Below are 18,047 nucleotides of genomic sequence, written 5' to 3'. Positions count from 1 at the left end.
GGCCGAAGGCGGCAATCCGCGCGCCTCACCTCGCCACTGCCCCTGCCACTGCCACACCGGCAGCGGCCCTCAGAAAGGAACCCCGGAATGAACCGCGCCACCCGCAGGAGAAAGCTGAGCGGCATAGCCGCGATCCTGGCCTCCTCCGTCGTCCTCACCGCCTGCGGCGGCGAAGACGAGGACTCCGCCTCGGACAAGAGCAGCGCCAAGCCGGCCGCCAAGGTCGCGGAGCCCCTCGTCGCCACCTACGACGGCGGTCTCTACATACTCGATGGCAAAACCCTCAAGGTCGCCGAGGACATACCTCTCGAAGGCTTCAACCGGGTGAATCCCGCAGGTGACGACCGCCATGTGATGGTCTCCACCTCGACCGGATTCCGGGTCCTGGACGCCGCGGGAAAGAAACTCACCAAGGTGGAGTTCAAGGGTGCCAAGCCCGGCCATGTCGTGCGCCACGCGGGAAAGACCGTCCTCTTCTCGGACGGCACCGGAGAGGTGACTCTCTTCGACCCCCAGGACCTCGGTGACGGAAAGCCGAAGAGCGAAAACTTCGCCGGTCCCCCCCATCACGGAGTCGCCATCGAGTTGGAGAACGGCGAACTGGTCACCACTCTCGGGAACGAGGAGAAGGGGGTCGGCATCCGCGTCCTGGGCAAGGACCGCAAGAAGGAGATCGCCCGCGACGAGAAGTGCCCCGGCGTCCACGGTGAAGCCACCGCACAGGACGAGGCCGTCGTCATCGGCTGCGAGAACGGCGCCCTGATCTACCAGGACGGCTCCATCACCAAGGTGAAGAGCCCCACGGAGTACGGCCGGATCGGCAATCAGGCGGGCACCGACGCCTCCCCGATCGTGCTGGGCGACTACAAGAAGGACGCGGACGCCGAGCTGGAGCGGCCGGAGCAGATCTCCCTCATCAACACCGAGACCGGCAAACTCAAGCTCGTCGACCTGGGCACCAGCTACACCTTCCGCTCACTCGCGCGCGGCCCGCACGGCGAGGCCCTGGTGCTGGGCACCGACGGGAAGATCCATGTCATCGACCCGGAGACCGGCAAGACCGAGGACACCATCCCCGTCATGGACAAGTGGCAGGAGCCGCTGGACTGGCAGCAGCCCCGCCCGGCGATCTTCGTACGCGACCACACCGCGTACGTCTCCGACCCCTCGACGAAGAAGCTCCACGCCATCGACATCGAATCCGGGAAGCAGCTCAGCGAGGTGACGCTGCCCGAGTCGCCCAACGAACTGACCGGCGTGCAGGACTGAACCGGCCTTCCCCCACCGCCTTGGAGGCTGAATGACCGACGCGACGACACCTGACGACTTCCACACCTTCCACGACCGCACCTTCTACGACCGCACCGCCGAGTTCGTGGCGACTCTGCTCCCGGCGGCCTGGGCCGCACTCGGCCCGGCGCTCAGCCGCGCACTCGACGGCCTCGACACCTCCACGGGACCCGTGGTGGACGTCGGAGCCGGAAGCGGAGAGAGCACGGCCGCCCTCGCCCGTGCACTGCCCGACGCCGAGATCCTCGCGGTGGAACCGCATCCCGCGCTGCGCACGGCCCTGGTGGCCCGGATCGCCGGAGACGCGGACCTCGCCGGACGCGTCACGGTGCTCGGTACCGACGTGCTGTCCGCCGCGCTGCCCGAACGCATCTCCGGGCTGGTGGCCATGAACGTGATCGGGCACCTGCCGCCGGGCGAGCGCAGGGCGCTGTGGGGGATCCTGGCCGCGAAGCTGCACGCGGGCGGCCTGGCGGTGCTCAATCTCTACCCGCCCACCCGGCCGGAATCCGTACCCGCCGCGGCGATGGGCGAGGTGACCCTCGGACGCCGCGGCTACACCGGCACCGCGGCAGCCGAACCGGCCGGTGAGGAGGCGGTGACCTGGCACATGACCTACCGCACGACGGAGGACGGCAGGCTCGTCGACGAGTTCACCGCCTCGGACCTGTGGTACGTCTTCACGCCAGAGCGGCTGGCGGCCGAACTGGCCGGCCACGGGCTGCGCGTCACCGCCGGTGACTCCGCTCACGGACTCCAGCTGATCACCCGCTGACTCCCCGCGCGACTGCCGGGGATGCGGGGTGAGCCGCGCGGGCGGGGGCCGCAGCTGAGGGAAGCTGCGGCCCCCGCCCCTGTCACCGGCGGCGCGGGACCAGCAGACAGGCCGCACCCGCCGCCAGCGCCGCCGCCAGCACGGCGGCGGTGAACGGCAGCCATGGCACCGGTACCTCCCCGTCGTGCGAGGCGGTCACCAGCCCGCGCACCGCCGCGTTCGCGGGCGAGACCCCGACGACCAGCACCAGCAGCACGGTCGGCAGCATCGCGGAGATCGCCCAGCCGGGGCTGCGCAGGAACGGCCGGTTGCACAGGGCGCCGACCGCCGTGCCGAAGAGTGCGCAGGTGAGCGCCGTCAGCAAACCCGCGGCCGCCGCGAGGGGCAGCGGCACGGCGGTCCGGCCGTCGCCGGTGTGCGGATCGCTGATCATCGTCACCACGAGCGTCCCGGCACAGCCGAGCACCGTGGCCGCCACCAGCGCCGCCAGCAGGCTCGACAGGTGCGTACGGCCGGGCCCGGCGGCTGCAGCGGCGCAGTGGCGTGCTGCCTCCGGTTCACCGGTCACGCAGATGCGCACCAGCCACGCGGTCACCGGCAGCAGCACGGCGGCGGCGTAGCCCAGCGAGTCCAGCAGCGGCTGGCCCTGCTGGACACCGACAGCCACCAAAACCGCGTACAGCAGCAGCGGCGGCAGCCAGCGCTGCGAGCGCAGCAGCAGAGCGAGCTGGTAGCGGACCAGGGCGTTCATGAATGCGGGCCGCCTTCCGTGGCACTGCCACGAGCCGGATCGGGGCCGGGAGCCGGTTCGACTGCGTGAATGTGCCAGGGCGGACGGGCCGCCAGCAGAGCACGCAGCAGCGCGTCGGAGTACGGCGCGGCGACGGTCAGCCGCAGCGTACCGCCGGGACCCGGCGTGCTGCCCGGCCCGCCGGGGAGGCCAGCGGGCAGCCCGGCGGGCAGCGACGCACCGGCCGGGCCGGACACCGTCACCACGGCGGACGGGCCCAACGGGACGGGCTCCGTGCCCTCGCCGCACCCCGGTCCGTTCAGGGCCGACGCCTCCACCCGGCCGCCCGCCACCCGCAACAGCCCGTGTGCTGCGCCCGCCAGCCGCCGGGGATCGTGGTCGACGAAGACCACGGTGCCGCCCGCAGCGACCCGTTCGGCCACGGCACGGTCCAGCTCCGCGCGGGCGGCGGAGTCGAGCCCCGTCCACGCCTCGTCCAGGACGAGCAGCTCCGGTTCGGCGAGCAGGGCCTGGGCGACGGCGACCTTCTGGCTGCCGCCCTTGGACAGGTCGGTCATCGGCGTCCGGGCATAGCCGCCCGCGCCCAGCCGCTCCAGCCACTCCTCGGCCGCCCGCTTCGCCGCGCCCCGGCGCAGCCCCTGCACCCGCGCCAGATGCGTCAGATAACCGGCCGCGCTGAACGGCAGGGCTGCCGGAAACCGCTCCGGCACGTACGCCGCAGGCCGGGGGCGCCCGGTGATCCGGCCCGCGGAGGGGGCGTCGATACCGGCGAGGAGCCGCAGCAGCGTGGACTTGCCGGTGCCGTTCCCGCCCACCACCCGCAGCAGCGCGGCGCCGGGCAGTTCGACGTCCACGCCCCGCAACACCCAGGGTCCGCGCGGGCCGTAGCGGCGGCCGACATCCCGGAGTCTCATCGCTCGATCCTAAGGGCCTGTCCGCCTCGGGCAAGGTTCCCTCCGGCTGGCAGACTTGCCAGGTGAACGAGACCGGTCCGACCTCCGCCCACGCCGCGCCCGCACCTGACCCCGGCCCCGACCCCGACCCCGGAGGCAGGGACGGGGACGCACCCGCACGCACCCTGTACGTACTGCCGCTTGTCGTCCGGATCGAGCGGGCCGCACCCCCGGCCCGTACGGACGCGCTGGAGACGGCCGCCCGCGCCGTGCTGACGCTGCTCGCCGATCCGCGCACGGCAGCAGCCGACGGCGAGTGGTGCGAGCGGGTGCGGGTCTGGGAGGAGCGCGGCATCCGCAAGGTGGTGCGGCGGGCGCGGGGCGCCGAGTGGCGCCGGGCCGAGGCGCTGCCCGGCCTCACGGTCACGGGACGCGGCGCCGAGGTGCGGGTGTTCCCGCCCGTGCCGCTGGACGCCTGGCCGAAGGATCTGGCGCGGCTCCAGGTGTCCGGCACCGAGTTGGCCGATCCGGAACCGGGCCCCGGCCCGGCCCCTCGCTCGGAGACCGCCCCGGAGACCGCCCCGGTGCCGGTGCTGTGGCTGAACCCGGAGCTGGAGATGTCCGCGGGAAAGGCCATGGCGCAGGCCGGACACGGGGCCCAGTGCGCATGGTGGGCGCTGGATCCAGGGGCACGCGCCGACTGGCTCAGGGCGGGGTTCCCGCTCTCGGTGCGTGCGGCGGAATCGGCCGAACGGTGGGCACGGCTCACCGGATCGGGGCTGCCCCTCGTCCAGGACGCGGGCTTCACCGAGATCGCCCCGGGCACCTGCACCGTCGTCGCGGACCATCCCGCCCTGCGCCGCTGAGCCTGGCGCCGCGCGGCCGTCCACCGTGTGGATATGTCCTGGCGCTCCGGGGCGACTCCGGGTAGAACGCAGACATGTGGGTGCTCTTCCTTCTCGCCGCCTGGGCGGCCGCGTTCGCGGCCTGCGGGCGGCTGTGCCATGCGGCGCTGACCGTGACCGCTGCGGCTGCCGCCGCTCCGCCGCCCGCCGTGGCGGGCCAGGCCGCCACCGGCCGGCGGCTGACCCTCTACGAGACCGCGTTCCTCTCCGGCGGCCCGCACCGCCTCGCGGACCTCACCCTGGTGTCGATGTCACGGGACCGCCGGCTGCTGCTCGCGCACACCGGCTGGGCCACTGTCGTCGATCACCGCGGCCGCGACGACATGGAACGTACGGTGATCAGCGCGGTCGGTCCCGGCGGCCAGTCCCCCGTGCCGCCGGTGCGGTCGGCGGTCGCCACCGCCGACTCCGTGCGCACGCTGGCTGACCGGCTGACCGCCGCCGGGCTCGCCGTACCCGGTGAGATACGTGCGCACCTCGCCGCCGCGATCCGGCAACTGCGCGGTACGGCGGTGCTGGTGCCGGTGACCGGCCTGGTGGCGTTGCTGCTGCTGGAGGACGGCCAGAGCTCCGGCACGGTGGCCCTCTGGTTCGCGCTCCCGCTGGTGCTCGTCCTCGGGGCGCTGGTCATCGCGCGCTACGAGGTGCGGGAGTACACCCGCTGGGCCTCGCCCGCCGGCCTGCGGCAGCTGCCCCGGGCGGGCACTGCCTCCGGTGGCACCGGTACCAGCACCGGCACTGCCGCGCCGGTACGGGACGGCCGTGCGGAACTGACCGCACTGGCCGTCCACGGCCCCGCCGTGCTCGCCGAGCCGGAGCTGCGCGCCGCGCTCGGCGGCGGCCGGGCACCGCTCCGCCCGCTGTGGCACCGCTGACCGCCGCGCGGCCAGCACGCGGCCGGTGGGCCCGCGTGCCCCGGCACGCGCCCTCGCCGCGTTGTGAACACCACGCACAAGGCCCCGCTCACCGATCCGGCACGGCCCGCGACGCCGCGGTGACACGAGCCTCCTGCGTGGCGGGCCGGCCCGCGATCCGGGAAGCACGCCCCGGGGGAGTCCGGTCCCGGGCTCCCCCGCCGCAGGCAGGCGACGGCTCGCGAGGCGCGAGCACCCCCGCTCGTACTCCGCCGCACTCGCGCGGGGCGACCGCGGCGAGACCGCGTCAGGCCAGCCCGGCGACCAGTTCGGCGACGGCCTTGCGCCTGCCGGTGTAGAACGGCACCTCCTCGCGGACGTACAACCGGGCCTCGGAGGCCCGCAGCAGACGCATGAGGTCGACGATCCGGTGCAGTTCGTCGGCCTCGAACGCGAGCAGCCACTCGTAGTCGCCGAGCCCGAAGGAGGCGACGGTGTTGGCACGTACGTCGGGGTAGCCGCGCGCCATCTTGCCGTGGTCCGCCAGCATCCGGCGACGGTCCTCGTCGGGCAGCAGGTACCAGTCGTAGGAGCGCACGAACGGGTAGACGCAGACGTAGTCGCGCGGGTCCTCGTCCGCCAGGAAGGCGGGGATGTGCGACTTGTTGAACTCGGCGGGCCGGTGCAGCGCCATGTTGGACCACACCGGTTCCAGGTGGCGGCCGAGGCGGGTGCGCCGGAAGCGGTTGTACGCGTCCTGCAGCGCGTCGGCCGACTCCGCGTGCCACCAGATCAGCACGTCCGCGTCGGCCCGGAGCCCGGAGACGTCGTAAGTGCCGCGCACCGTCACGTCCTTGGCGGCGAGCTGGGCGAACAGCTCGTCCACCTCGTCGGCGTATCCGGCGCGGTCCTCGGGGAGCACGTCGCGCAGCCGGAAGACCGACCACAGGGTGTAGCGGATGCTCTCGTTGAGATCCTTGGCCTTCTTGCCCGCGTGGGGTGCCTTTTCCGGTTCAGCAGTCATGCGGCCATTGTCCCCCTCCCGTCTTACGCGATGCGCGCGAGGGTCTCCTCCGCGGCGCGGTCACCACTGCCGACGCAGGCCGGGATGCCGACACCGTCATAGGCCGCGCCGCAGACCGCCAGTGGCGGCAGTGACGCGAGGTCGAGGCGGACGCGCGCGACGCGCTCCAGGTGCCCGACCGGATACTGCGGCAGCCCGTCCTGCCAGCGCGAGACCACCGTGTCCACCGGCTTCGCTGTGATCCCGGCCGCCGCCTCCAGATCGTGCCGCGAGTCGGCGACGAGGTCCTCGTCCAGCCGGTCGAGCCGGTCCTCCTCGCCGTGCCGCCCGACGGAGGTGCGCAGCACGAACAGCTCGGGGTCCTGCGCGGCCGTCCAGGCCCACTTGCTCGCGGAGAAGGTGGCGGCCTTGATCGTGCGGCCGTCGACCGGGGGCACCAGGAAGCCGCTGCCGGGCGGGGTGGTGTGCAGGTCGGCGCGCCGGAAGGCCATGGTGACAAGCGCCATCGAGGCGTACTCGACGGCGCCGAGTTCGGCGGAGGCCGACGGCGCCTCGGCGGCCAGCAGCCGCGCGGCGATCCCGGCGGGTACGGCAAGGACGACGGCGTCGGCGTCGAGGTGCTCGCCGCTCTGGAGCGTGACCCGCCAGCCGGTACGCGTGGAGTGATCTCCGGCGCCAGCCGTGCCGACGGCACCGGCGGTCGTACGGCGCAGCGCGCGCACCGGCGTTCCGGTGCGCAGGTCGCCGCCCGCCGCGCGGCAGGCCGCCGCGGTGGCCTCGGGCAGGCGGCCGATGCCGCCTTCGATGCCGAGGAAGACCGGCCCCCCGGCCGCGCCTCCCGCTGCCGCACCCCCCGCTGTCCCACCCCCTGCTGCCGCACCTCCGGCGTCCGCCACCTCGGCGGCGGCCCGGCGCTCCAGCAGTGCGCGGACTCCGGCCAGCAGCGAGCGTTCGGCGCGCGCCGCCTCGTAGAGCTGCGGTACGACGGCCCGCATGGAGAGGCGGTAGGCGTCGCCCGCGTAGACGCCGCCCAGCAGCGGCTCCACCAGGCGGTCCACCACCTCGCGGCCCAGCCGTGCGGCGACGTACGCGCCGACGGCCACGTCCTCGCCGATCTCGGTGGGCGGCAGCTGTTCGTCCTCGGCGATCCGGGCCAGGCCGTCCGGGGAGATCACTCCGCCCAGTGCGGCCGGATCGGCGGGCACGCCCATCACATGGCCGGTGGGCATGGGGCGCAGCGCGCCGCGCGTCCACACGGCGGCACCCGTGGTGGCGGGCGGCTGGAGGGCGTCGCCGAGCCCGACGGAGCGGGCCAGGTCGACGGCCTCGGGCCGCCGGGCGAGAACGGACTCGGCTCCGAGGTCGACCGCCGCGCTGCCCGCGATGTCGCCCAGCCGCAGCTTCCCGCCGAGCCGGGACGACGCCTCCAGCAGCGTCACCGAGACGCCGTCGGCCAGGAGTCGGCGGGCGGCGGCGAGCCCGGAGATTCCGCCGCCGATCACGACGGCCGTCGCGCCGCCGGGCCGCCGGGCCGCGGTCATGCTCGTACGGTCCGCTCGTGCACGTGCGCCACGAGCCGGGTCAGTGCGTCGGGGTCGGTGTCCGGCAGGACTCCGTGTCCGAGGTTGAAGATGTGCCCGGGGAGCGTCTCGGCGGCCTCCAGCACCTGGTCCGCCTGCTCGGCGACCGCCTCGTGCGGAGCGAACAGCACGGCCGGGTCGAGGTTGCCCTGGATCGCGGTGCCGGGGCCGACCCGGCGGGCGGCCTCGTCCAGCGGCACCCGCCAGTCCGCGCCGACGACGTCGGCACCGGCCTCGCCCATGAGGCCGAGCAGCTCGCCCGTGCCGACGCCGAAGTGGATGCGCGGGATTCCGTATCCGGCGACCGCGTCGAAGACCTTGGCGGAGGCGGGCAGTACCGACTGCCGGTAGTCGCGGGGACGCAGCGCGCCCGCCCAGGAGTCGAAGAGCTGCACCGCGGAGGCGCCCGCCTCGATCTGCACCTTCAGGAAGGCGGCCGTGATGTCCGCCAGCCGGTCCAGCAGGTCGGCCCACAGCTGCGGGTCGCCGTACATGAGGGCTTTGGTGTGCTCGTGGTTGCGCGAGGGCCCGCCCTCGACCAGGTAGCTGGCCAGCGTGAAGGGTGCGCCCGCGAAGCCGATCAGCGGGGTGGCGCCCAGTTCCGCGGTGAGCATGCCGATGGCCTCGGCGACGTATGACACGTCGTCGGGCTCCAGCGGGCGCAGCCGTGCCAGGTCGGCGCGGGTACGGATGGGCTGCTCGACGACCGGGCCGACGCCGGGCTTGATGTCCAGGTCGAGGCCGATCGCCTTGAGCGGCACCACGATGTCGCTGAAGTAGATGGCGGCGTCCACACCGTGGCGGCGGACGGGCTGGAGGGTGATCTCGGTCACCATGTCGGGCCGCATGCAGGATTCCAGCATGGCGGTGCCCTCGCGCAGCTTGCGGTACTCGGGGAGCGAGCGCCCGGCCTGGCGCATGAACCACACCGGAGTGTGCGGCACCGGTTGACGGCGGCAGGCCCTGAGAAAGGCGGAGTCCTGGGTGGCGGTCGGCGGGCCCGTGGGGCGGTCGTTGGCACTCACAGTCAGAAGTCTCGCACGCGGCAAGGGTGTCACTCGTGTCCCTACCGGTCCGGGCAGTCCCAGGCGCCTACTCTTCCGCCCATGACAGCGGCTCGAGCACAGACGGCGGGGGACTCCGGCGGCACGGAAGGCGTGGGAGAGGGTGTGGGAGGGGACGAGGTTCCGCTCGTGTTCCGGCAGGCGGTGGCGGCGCTCGGCGGCGTGCGGCACCGCGCGGAGGTGTCCTTCGGGGCGCTGCCCGCGCCGAAGCGGCTCGCGCCGTACGCGCACGCGCTGGAGGTGACGGTCGAGGACGCGGGCGAGGAGGTGGCGGACGGACGTTTCGTGCTGCTGCACGATCCGCGGGAACCGGAGTCCTGGCAGGGCGCCTTCCGGGTGGTCACGCTGGCGCGCGCGGAGCTGGAGCCGGAGATGGCGGCCGATCCGCTGCTCCCCGAGGTGACCTGGTCCTGGCTGACGGGGGCGCTTGAGGCCCGTGAGCTGGGATACGGGGAGCCGAGCGGGACGGTGACGCGCTCCGGTTCGCACTTCTTCGGCGGGCTCGCGGAACGCCCGGCGCAGAGCGAGCTGGAGATCCGTGCCAGCTGGACCCCGCCGCCCAGTGCCGCGCCGGACGGCGGGGAACCGGTGGCGGCGCCGGACGTGGCCGCCCATCTCGCCGCCTGGTGCGACATGTTGTGCCAGTGCGCGGGACTCCCGCCCGGAGGTACGGGCGGCGACGGGGCGGCGGAGGGGCCGGACAGGGCGGCCGTGCTACCACTCCCGCAGCGTCGCGGCCCGCAGCGGAGGTAATGAGGCGTGTCGGTAGCAGACTGTCGATCGACCGTCCGAATTGCACCAATTGTTATCACCGATTCGTGATCATTCCCTAAAGCCGGGCGGGCTCGCTGCCGAAGGAGTCTGTGACCCTTCCACCCCCCAGCCACTCCTTTCAGGAGGCCCGGTGTCTGTTCTCCTCGAGCACCCCACAAGCCTGGTCGCCTACCGCCCGAACAAGCCGACGGCCATGGTCGTCGTAGCCGACCCCCGAGTCCGTTCCACCGTGACCCGCCATCTGTGGGCGCTCGGCGTACGGGACGTCATCGAGGCGTCGTCGATCGCGGAGGCCCGCCCCCGAGTCGGCAATCCACGTGACATCTGCGTGGCCGACGTCCACCTGCCCGACGGATCAGGGCTCACCCTGCTCTCCGAGACACGCGCCGCCGGCTGGCCCAACGGCCTCGCCCTCTCCGCCGCCGACGACATCGGCGCCGTCCGCAACGCGCTCGCGGGCGGCGTCAAGGGCTACGTGGTCACCGGCACCCGCAACAGCCTCGGCGGCGGCATGCCCACCCGGCACGGCGCAGCCCCCATCGGCGCCGCCGCAGCCCGTATGCACCGCCGCCCCGGCGGCGGCCCCGGAGGCCCCGGCCACCCTGGCGGCCACCGGGAGCTTTCCGGCCGGGAGGTCGAGGTACTGCGGCTCGTGGCGGAAGGCCAGTCGAACAAGGCGATCGGCGTCTCGATGGGCCTCTCCGCGCTGACCGTCAAGAGCCACCTCGCCCGGATCGCCCGCAAGCTGGGCACCGGGGACCGCGCGGGCATGGTCGCCGTCGCCCTCCGCACGGGCATCATCCACTGAACCCCCTGCCTCGCCGGACCGCCCCGCTGGACTGCCCCGCACATCCCCCGCCCCCTGCACCCCCCGCCACGCACGCCGCACCCGCGTACGACCCTCAGGAGCGCCCGCCCACGGAAGGTTCCCGTCGGCGGGCGCTTCGCATCGCGGGCGCACAGCTACCCTTGACCGGTGACCGACGCCCAAGAGACCGCATCAGCAAACCCTGCTCAGGCCCCTTCCGAGGACTCCGGTCCGGCGCCGGTCCCGCTCCTGGAGCCGCGTGAGGGCATCCCGCCGGTGACGGCGACGCCCGAGGCGCTGAGCGACGTCATCGACGCCTTCGCGGGCGGAACGGGCCCGGTCGCGGTGGACGCCGAGCGGGCCTCCGGCTACCGCTACGGCCAGCGCGCCTATCTGATCCAGCTGCGCCGCGAGGGCGCGGGCAGCGCGCTGATCGACCCGGTGGGCTGCCCGGACCTCACCGCGCTGTGCGAGGCGCTCGGCGACGCCGAGTGGGTACTGCACGCCGCCACCCAGGATCTGCCGTGCCTGCGCGAAATAGGCATGGTCCCGGCGCGCCTCTTCGACACCGAGCTGGCCGGGCGGCTCGCCGGATTCCCCCGCGTCGGGCTGGGCGCGATGGTGGAGAAGGTGCTGGGCTACGCACTGGAGAAGGGCCACTCCGCCGTCGACTGGTCCACCCGCCCGCTGCCGGAGCCGTGGCTGCGTTATGCGGCACTGGACGTCGAGCTGCTGGTCGACCTGCGCGACGCACTGGAGATCGACCTGCAGAGCCAGGGCAAACTGGACTGGGCGCTTCAGGAGTTCGCGGCGATCGCGACAGCGCCGCCCGCCCCGCCCCGCAAGGACCCCTGGCGGCGCACCTCCGGCATGCACAAGGTGCGCAGAAGGCGGCAGATGGCGGTCGTGCGGGAGCTGTGGACGGCGCGGGACCGCATCGCGCAGCGGCGGGACGTCTCGCCGGGCAAGGTCCTCTCGGACACGGCGATCGTCGAGGCGGCGCTGGGCATGCCGCAGACCGTCCAGGCACTGGCGGCCCTGCCCGGCTATGGGCAGCGGATGGGGCGCAAGCAGCTGGAGCAGTGGCAGGCGTCGGTCGAGCGGGCGCGCGCCCTGCCCGAATCCGAACTCCCGCAGCACGGACAGCAGTTGAACGGTCCGCCACCGCCGCGCTCCTGGGCGGACAAGGACCCGGACGCGGCGGCCCGGCTCAGCGCGGCGCGCACGGCGGTCACCACCCGCGCCGAGGAGCTCGATCTGCCGCAGGAGAATCTGCTCACCCCCGACACGGTGCGCCGGCTGTGCTGGGAGCCGCCGGCCGAGCGGTCACTGGAAGCCGTCTCGGACGCGCTGCGGGCGTATGGCGCCCGCGAGTGGCAGATCGATCAGACGGCGGAGCTGCTGACCACCGCGATGGATGCCTCGGCCCCCGAGGAGTGACCCCGGCCCGGCCTGCCGGTCGGCTCCGCCTGACAGCCCTACGGGGGCACTTGCCGTCTCGGCGGTTCTCTTCCCACCGCAACGGCCGCGCGCCGCACCGAACAGGGTTCGGCGGCGTCCAGGACCGCCCGAGCCACCGGAGCGCGATCCGGCGTAGGCACCGCGCGCGGATGTGACGTGTGACTTTCGGCCAGGGCAGCCCTTGCCTCAGTGTTACCGACAAGTAGCATGGTCGCGGGAAGCGCGCCGCACGGCGTCACCGCGTCACCACCGCACCCTGGAGGAGAGCCATCGTGCCTCGTACCGCTAGGGACGTCGTCTTCGTCGACGGCGTCCGGACCCCGTTCGGCAAGGCGGGCCCCAAGGGCATCTACCACGAGACCCGCGCCGACGATCTGATCGTCAAGTGCATTCGTGAACTGCTCCGCCGGAACCCGGATCTGCCCCCGGAGCAGATCGACGAGGTCGCCGTCGCCGCGACCACCCAGATCGGCGACCAGGGGCTCACCCTGGGACGCACCGCGGCGATCCTTGCCGGTCTGCCCACGACGGTGCCGGGATATTCCATCGACCGCATGTGTGCGGGTGCGATGACGGCGGTCACCACCACGGCCGGTTCCCTCTCCTTCGGCGCGTACGACATCGTCGTCGCGGGCGGCGTGGAGCACATGGGGCGGCACCCGATGGGCGAGGGCGTCGACCCCAACCCGCGCTTCGTCTCGGAGAAGCTTGTCGACGAGTCGGCCCTGTTCATGGGCATGACCGCCGAGAACCTGCACGACCGCTTCCCCCACCTGACCAAGCAGCGCGCCGACGAGTACGCCGTGCGCAGCCAGGAGAAGGCCGCCAAGGCGTACGCGAACGGCAGCATCCAGCAGGACCTGGTGCCGATCTCCGTCCGCCGCACCAACGCGGAGGCCATGGGGTCTCCCCAGCCCGGAGGGCGAGGAGAAGAGACGGGCTGGGGCCTGGCGACGGCCGACGAGCCGATGCGCCCCGGCACCACCCTTACGAGCCTCGCCGGACTCAAGACCCCCTTCCGCGCACACGGCCGGGTCACTCCGGGCAACGCGGCCGGGCTCAACGACGGTGCCACCGCTTCCCTGATCGCCGCCGAGGACACCGCGCGGGAACTGGGCCTGCCGGTGCGGATGCGGCTCGTCAGCTACGCCTTCGCGGGCGTCGAGCCCGAGGTGATGGGCGTCGGGCCGATCCCGGCCACCGAGAAGGCCCTCAAGAAGGCCGGGCTGACCATCGGCGACATCGGCCTCTTCGAGATCAACGAGGCGTTCGCCGTCCAGGTGCTGGCGCTGCTCGACAACTACGGCATCGCGGACGACGACCCGCGCGTCAACCAGTACGGCGGGGCGATCGCCTTCGGCCACCCGCTCGCGTCCTCCGGCGTGCGTCTGATGACGCAGCTCGCCCGGCAGTTCGAGGAGCAGCCGCACATCCGCTACGGACTGACAACCATGTGTGTCGGCTTCGGCATGGGCGGGACCGTCATCTGGGAAAACCCCCACTGGGAGGGCAAGTGAGCAAGACAGCCGAGCTTCTCAAGGGCGCAGCCGAGCTGTTCCCGGACGAGGTGGTCACCGAGGCGCACGTACGCCATCTCGACCTGCCCTCGGGTGCGGGCCGGTTCGCGCTGATCACGCTGGACAACGGCCTCGATCACACGAAGCCGACGACCTTCGGGCCGCAGTCGCTGGCCCTCCTCGACGCGGCACTCGACAAGGTCGAGGCGGAGGCCGCGGCGGGCGACATCGTGGGCGTCGGCCTCACCGGCAAGCCGTTCATCTTCGCCGTGGGCGCCGACCTCAAGGGAGTCGGGCTCCTGCGGCGGCACGAGGACGCGCTCGCGATCGGGCGGGGCGGGCACGCCGTCTTCGCGCGGCTCGGCCGACTCGCGGTGCCGACCTTCGCCTACTACAACGGCGCGGCGATGGGCGGCGGTGTCGAGGCCGGTCTGCACTGCACCTACCGCACCGTCACCGCGGCGCTGCCCGCCTTCTCGCTGCCCGAGGTGTTCCTCGGGCTGGTACCCGGCTGGGGCGGCTGTGCGCTGCTGCCGCACCTGATCGGGGCCGACCGCGCGGTCAGCGTCATCATCGAGAACTCCCTCAACCAGAACCGGCAGCTCAAGGGCCGCCAGGTGTTCGAGCTGGGTATCGCGGACGCGATCTTCGAAGGGGCGGACTTCCTGGAGGAGTCGCTGAAGTGGACCGCCTCGGTGCTCACGGGTGACACCGAGGTCGTCCGGCCGGACGTCGACCGCAGCGAAGCCTGGGACCAGGCGGTCGAGCGCGGCCGGGCCGTCGCCGACGGCAAGGTGCACGGCGCGGCTCCGGCCCCGTACCGCGCGCTGGACATCATCGCGGCGGCGAAGAACGCCGACCCGCGGTCGGAGTCCGACGCGGCGACCCTCTTCGGTCTCGAGGACACGGCGCTGGCCGACCTCATCATGGGCGGCGAACTGCGCAGCGGGCTCTACGCGTTCGACCTCGTCCAGAAGCGCGCCAAGCGTCCGGCGGGCGCACCGGACAAGGCGCTGGCCCGGCCGGTGACCAAGGTCGGCGTGGTCGGCGCGGGGCTGATGGCCAGCCAGCTCGCGCTGCTGTTCGTACGCCGCCTGGAGGTGCCGGTCGTGCTGACCGACATCGACAAGGAGCGGGTGGACAAGGGCGTCGCCTATGTCCACGAGGAGATCGACAAGCTGCTCCTGAAGGGCCGCCTCGGCCAGGACGGGGCGAACCGCCTCAAGGCCCTGGTGACCGGCTCGCTGGAGAAGGCGACGGCGTTCGCCGACGCGGACTTCGTCATCGAGGCCGTGTTCGAGGAGATGGGCGTCAAGCAGCAGGTGTTCGCCGAGGTGGAGGCGGCCGTACCGGCGCACGCGATCCTCGCCACCAACACCTCCTCGCTCTCCGTCTCGGAGATGGCCTCGAAGCTGAAGCACCCGGAGCGGGTCGTCGGCTTCCACTTCTTCAACCCGGTCGCGGTCCTTCCCCTGCTGGAGATCGTGCGCGCGGAGCAGACGGACGAGGCGTCCCTGGCCACCGCGTTCGCGGTGGCGAAGTCACTGAAGAAGTCGGCCGTGCTCGTCAAGGACGCTCCGGCGTTCGTCGTCAACCGGGTGCTGACCCGGTTCCTCGGCGAGGTGCTGCGCTCCATCGACGAGGGCACCCCGGTGGAGGTCGCGGACCGCGCGCTCGCGCCGCTGGGCCTGCCGATGTCGCCGATCGTGCTGCTGGAGCTGGTGGGCCCCGCCGTCGCCCACCATGTCGCGGGCACCCTGCACACCGCCTTCCCGGACCGCTTCGGCGTTTCCGAGAACCTCGGCCGGATCGTGGAGGCGGGCAAGCGCAGCCTCTACGTGTACGACTCCGGCAAGCCGGAGCTGGACCCGGAGGTCGCCGCGCTCTTCCGCTCCGGTGACAAGCCGCTCACCGAGGAGCAGGTCCGCAACCGCGCCCTGGACGCCATCGCCGAGGAGGTGCGGCTGATGCTGGACGAGGGCGTCGTCGCCGAGGCGCAGGACATCGACCTGTGCCTGATCACCGGCGCGGGCTGGCCGTTCCATCTGGGCGGCATCACGCCCTACCTGGACCGCGAGGGTGTCAGCGAACGCGTCACCGGCCGCCGCTTCCTGGAGCCGGGCGTCGCGGACGTCCCCGCGTAAGGCCTGCTCAGCGAATGCGGAGAGAGGGCGTGCCTCGACGGGAGGCACGCCCTCTCTCCGCCATGCGAGACTGCCCGCATGAGGCCAGCATGAGAACGCTGCTTGTCGTGGACGCCGCCAACGTCATCGGCTCCGTTCCGGACGGCTGGTGGCGGGATCGTCGAGGCGCCGCGGAGCGGTTGCGTGACCGGCTCGTGCCGTACGCCGCCGGCGGAGTGCCCGGCCATCCCGGGCCCGTCGAGCTGGTGCTCGTCCTGGAGGGGGCGGCACGCGATGTCGGCTCCGTCGAAGGCGTACGCACGCTGCCGTCACCCGGCAGCGGCGACGACCGGATCGTCGCCCTGGTCGCCGAGGAGGGACAGGACCGCCCGTGTGTCGTGGTCACCGCGGACCGCCTGCTGCGCGAACGGGTCCGGGCGCTGGGGGCCGAGGTCCTCGGGCCGCGCTCGGTGCGCCCGGCACCGGAGGAGAGCCCCGAGAGTCAGGGCCGCGAACGCAGGTAGAACACCGCACCGCCCACCGTGTCGACCTTCTCGTAGTGCGCGTCGAGGTAACGGCGCAGGGTCGGGATGCGAGCGGGCCGGTACGGCTTGCCGCGTGAGTCGTCGACGATCAGCCGCGGCGGCTGCTCTCTGAGGTCGCGGCGGAAGGAATCCCAGGTGCCGGGCATGCCGTAACGCTCGGCCACCCGCACGCCGCCCCGGCCGCCGCTGTAGTTGGTCAGGAAGCCCGCGGTGAGGAAGCGGGTGGCGGGAGTGCGGTCGGACAGCCAGTAGTCCTCCGGATGCATGCCCCACACCAGCACCCGGTCGGCGGGCTCGGTGTGCCTCTTCACCGCGGCGGAGACCCGCTTCGCGTGCTCCAGCTCCGGGCGCTCCATCACCAGCCCCCAGCCCACGAAGGCGGCGGCCAGCACGGCGGTCGCGGCGACGGCCGCCGTCGCGGCGCGCGGCGACAGCTCACCCAGCGCGGCGGTGGCCAGCAGCGCGAGAGCGGGGGTGAGCTGGAGGAAGTAGTGGCCGTAGAACTGGAAGCCGAAGGCCACCGCCACGCCGGAGGCGGCCAGCCACACCCACAGGTCGGCGGCGTCGAGCGGGCGGCGACGCACCCTCGTGACGTACACGAGGGCGATCAGCAGCGGCAGGCAGGCAACCGTCAGGATGGCGGTGGAGCCCGCCGCACGGCCCGCCGCGAGCATCACCGCACCGTCGACGGAGGCGTACGAACCGGAGCCGGTCGCCGTCCAGTAGCTGAACCGGCCCGCTCCGAAGGCGAACGCCACGACGGCGATCGGCAGCAGGTACGCCGCGAGCAGCCGCGCTACGGGCATGAGGCGTTCCCTGGACCATCCGGGGTGAGCGCGGGCCAGGACGAAGAGCACGGGGAGCAGGACCGCTCCCCCGGTCTGCTTGGTGAGGGTCGCCAGCGCGACGGCCACACCCGCCCACACCCAGCGGCGGCGGTCCGCGCACCACATCGCGGCGGCGGTCCAGGGGAGCATGAAGACCTCGAAGGACGCCGCCTGGGTGTCCTCCGGGTTGAGTCCGATGGCGATCAGCACGGCCAGGACGCCCGCCGTCCAGCCCGCGCGGTCGCCCCAGCGGCGGCGGGCCATGGCGGCGACCAGCCCGGCGGTGGCGGCGATGGCGAGGATCGCGGCCACCTTCAGCGGCCACAGCGACTCGTCGCCGAAGACGGCGAAGGCGCCACGGTAGAGCCAGGGCAGCAGCGGAGGCTTGCGGTCGACGACCGTGTCGTAGAGGACTCCCCCGTCCGCCAGTTGGCGCGCCTGGGTGGCCACGAAACCCTCGTCCGGATTCCACAGGGTCTGGGCGAAGGAGGGCAGCCGGGTGAGGGCGGCGAGCAGCGTCAGGGCGGGCAGCAGCCACAGCCAGTAGCGCAGATCGCCACCGGCGCCGGTGCTGCTGTTGCCGGTGCCAGGTCGCGCGCCGGGCCTCGTGCCCCGTCGCGTCCCCGCTCCGGTCCCCGGTGCGCCGGAGGGCCGGTCCTCGGCGTTCTCCGAGGCGGGCTCTCCGGCCGTACGGCGTCCGGCCGCGTCCGGTCCGGTCGGGGCGGGGCCCCGGACGCGCAGCGCGAGAGCGGCGGCGAGAGAGCGCGGCTGCGCTGCGGACGACGGCATGGGGTCCAACTTATCGGGGCACCGGCTCCCCCCGCGCGGCGGCCGGGTCGAACGCGCAGCGGCTGAC

General features: G+C 73.3%; 16 protein-coding genes. 10 read left to right on the top strand and 6 right to left on the bottom strand.

The genetic code is table 11. The features are described from left to right. The first annotated feature begins 87 nt into the window (after positions 1-87). Both aztD and LHJ74_RS13220 read left to right on the top strand, forming a co-directional pair. Complete coding sequence (aztD, locus tag LHJ74_RS13225; protein ID WP_260218164.1) at positions 88-1,269, top strand: zinc metallochaperone AztD; 1,182 nt, start codon at positions 88-90, stop codon at positions 1,267-1,269. Positions 1,270-1,300: 31 nt separating this feature from the next. Continuing rightward, the gene (locus LHJ74_RS13220) at positions 1,301-2,065 is read left to right on the top strand and encodes a class I SAM-dependent methyltransferase (protein ID WP_260218163.1); all 765 of its coding nucleotides are present in this window, start codon (positions 1,301-1,303) and stop codon (positions 2,063-2,065) included. An 82-nt stretch (positions 2,066-2,147) separates the two neighbouring features. Here LHJ74_RS13220 and LHJ74_RS13215 read toward each other — a convergent pair whose 3' ends face one another. Together LHJ74_RS13215 and LHJ74_RS13210 are read right to left on the bottom strand one after the other, a co-directional pair. Next, positions 2,148-2,816, bottom strand: a complete 669-nt coding sequence (locus LHJ74_RS13215; protein WP_260218162.1) for an ABC transporter — start codon at positions 2,814-2,816, stop codon at positions 2,148-2,150. Then, positions 2,813-3,730 carry an ABC transporter ATP-binding protein gene (locus LHJ74_RS13210; protein ID WP_260218161.1) on the bottom strand — a complete coding sequence of 306 codons (918 nt, stop codon included), beginning with the start codon at positions 3,728-3,730 and terminating at the stop codon, positions 2,813-2,815. Before LHJ74_RS13210 ends, LHJ74_RS13215 begins: the two co-directional genes overlap by 4 nt. Positions 3,731-3,792: 62 nt before the next feature. On the opposite strand from LHJ74_RS13210, the gene LHJ74_RS13205 reads away from it, so the two are divergent. Together LHJ74_RS13205 and LHJ74_RS13200 are read left to right on the top strand one after the other, a co-directional pair. Next, entirely contained in the window at positions 3,793-4,575 is a 783-nt protein-coding gene (locus LHJ74_RS13205) for a peptidyl-tRNA hydrolase (RefSeq protein ID WP_260218160.1), read from the top strand. A 74-nt stretch (positions 4,576-4,649) separates the two neighbouring features. Beyond that, positions 4,650-5,489 carry a TIGR04222 domain-containing membrane protein gene (locus LHJ74_RS13200; RefSeq protein ID WP_260218159.1) on the top strand — a complete coding sequence of 280 codons (840 nt, stop codon included), beginning with the start codon at positions 4,650-4,652 and terminating at the stop codon, positions 5,487-5,489. 286 nt (positions 5,490-5,775) lie between these two features. Here the strand turns inward: LHJ74_RS13200 and hemQ are convergent, their stop codons facing one another. From hemQ to hemE, 3 genes are read right to left on the bottom strand one after another with little or no spacing between them, the layout of a single operon-like run. After that, positions 5,776-6,492 carry a hydrogen peroxide-dependent heme synthase gene (gene hemQ / locus LHJ74_RS13195; protein WP_260218158.1) on the bottom strand — a complete coding sequence of 239 codons (717 nt, stop codon included), beginning with the start codon at positions 6,490-6,492 and terminating at the stop codon, positions 5,776-5,778. 23 nt (positions 6,493-6,515) lie between these two features. Next, positions 6,516-8,033, bottom strand: a complete 1,518-nt coding sequence (gene hemG, locus LHJ74_RS13190) for a protoporphyrinogen oxidase (protein ID WP_260218157.1) — start codon at positions 8,031-8,033, stop codon at positions 6,516-6,518. Next, the gene (gene hemE, locus LHJ74_RS13185; RefSeq protein ID WP_260218156.1) at positions 8,030-9,097 is read right to left on the bottom strand and encodes a uroporphyrinogen decarboxylase; all 1,068 of its coding nucleotides are present in this window, start codon (positions 9,095-9,097) and stop codon (positions 8,030-8,032) included. Before hemE ends, hemG begins: the two co-directional genes overlap by 4 nt. 81 nt (positions 9,098-9,178) lie before the next feature. On the opposite strand from hemE, the gene LHJ74_RS13180 reads away from it, so the two are divergent. The 6 genes from LHJ74_RS13180 to LHJ74_RS13155 all read left to right on the top strand — a co-directional run bounded on the left by LHJ74_RS13180 (position 9,179) and on the right by LHJ74_RS13155 (position 16,343). After that, complete coding sequence (locus tag LHJ74_RS13180) at positions 9,179-9,889, top strand: DUF3000 domain-containing protein (RefSeq protein WP_260218155.1); 711 nt, start codon at positions 9,179-9,181, stop codon at positions 9,887-9,889. 151 nt (positions 9,890-10,040) lie between these two features. Beyond that, on the top strand, positions 10,041-10,718 hold the full coding sequence (locus LHJ74_RS13175) for a response regulator transcription factor (protein WP_260218154.1): 678 nt from the start codon (positions 10,041-10,043) through the stop codon (positions 10,716-10,718). 168 nt (positions 10,719-10,886) lie between these two features. Then, on the top strand, positions 10,887-12,158 hold the full coding sequence (locus tag LHJ74_RS13170) for an HRDC domain-containing protein (RefSeq protein WP_260218153.1): 1,272 nt from the start codon (positions 10,887-10,889) through the stop codon (positions 12,156-12,158). A gap of 293 nt (positions 12,159-12,451) precedes the next feature. Next, positions 12,452-13,696, top strand: a complete 1,245-nt coding sequence (locus LHJ74_RS13165; RefSeq protein WP_260218152.1) for a thiolase family protein — start codon at positions 12,452-12,454, stop codon at positions 13,694-13,696. Further along, positions 13,693-15,840 (top strand): 3-hydroxyacyl-CoA dehydrogenase NAD-binding domain-containing protein, encoded by a 2,148-nt coding sequence (locus LHJ74_RS13160; RefSeq protein WP_260218151.1) that lies wholly within the window; start codon positions 13,693-13,695, stop codon positions 15,838-15,840. Before LHJ74_RS13165 ends, LHJ74_RS13160 begins: the two co-directional genes overlap by 4 nt. Before the next feature lie 89 nt (positions 15,841-15,929). Next, positions 15,930-16,343, top strand: a complete 414-nt coding sequence (locus LHJ74_RS13155) for an NYN domain-containing protein (RefSeq protein ID WP_260218150.1) — start codon at positions 15,930-15,932, stop codon at positions 16,341-16,343. Here the strand turns inward: LHJ74_RS13155 and LHJ74_RS13150 are convergent. Further along, complete coding sequence (locus LHJ74_RS13150) at positions 16,322-17,980, bottom strand: ArnT family glycosyltransferase (protein WP_260218149.1); 1,659 nt, start codon at positions 17,978-17,980, stop codon at positions 16,322-16,324. The two genes, LHJ74_RS13155 and LHJ74_RS13150, sit on opposite strands and share 22 nt — an antisense overlap. Positions 17,981-18,047 lie beyond the last annotated feature (67 nt).

Origin of the sequence: Streptomyces gossypii (genome assembly GCF_025165795.1) — a bacterium.
GTDB lineage: Bacteria > Actinomycetota > Actinomycetes > Streptomycetales > Streptomycetaceae > Streptomyces > Streptomyces gossypii.
This window is presented reverse-complemented; position numbering and strand designations above follow the sequence as displayed.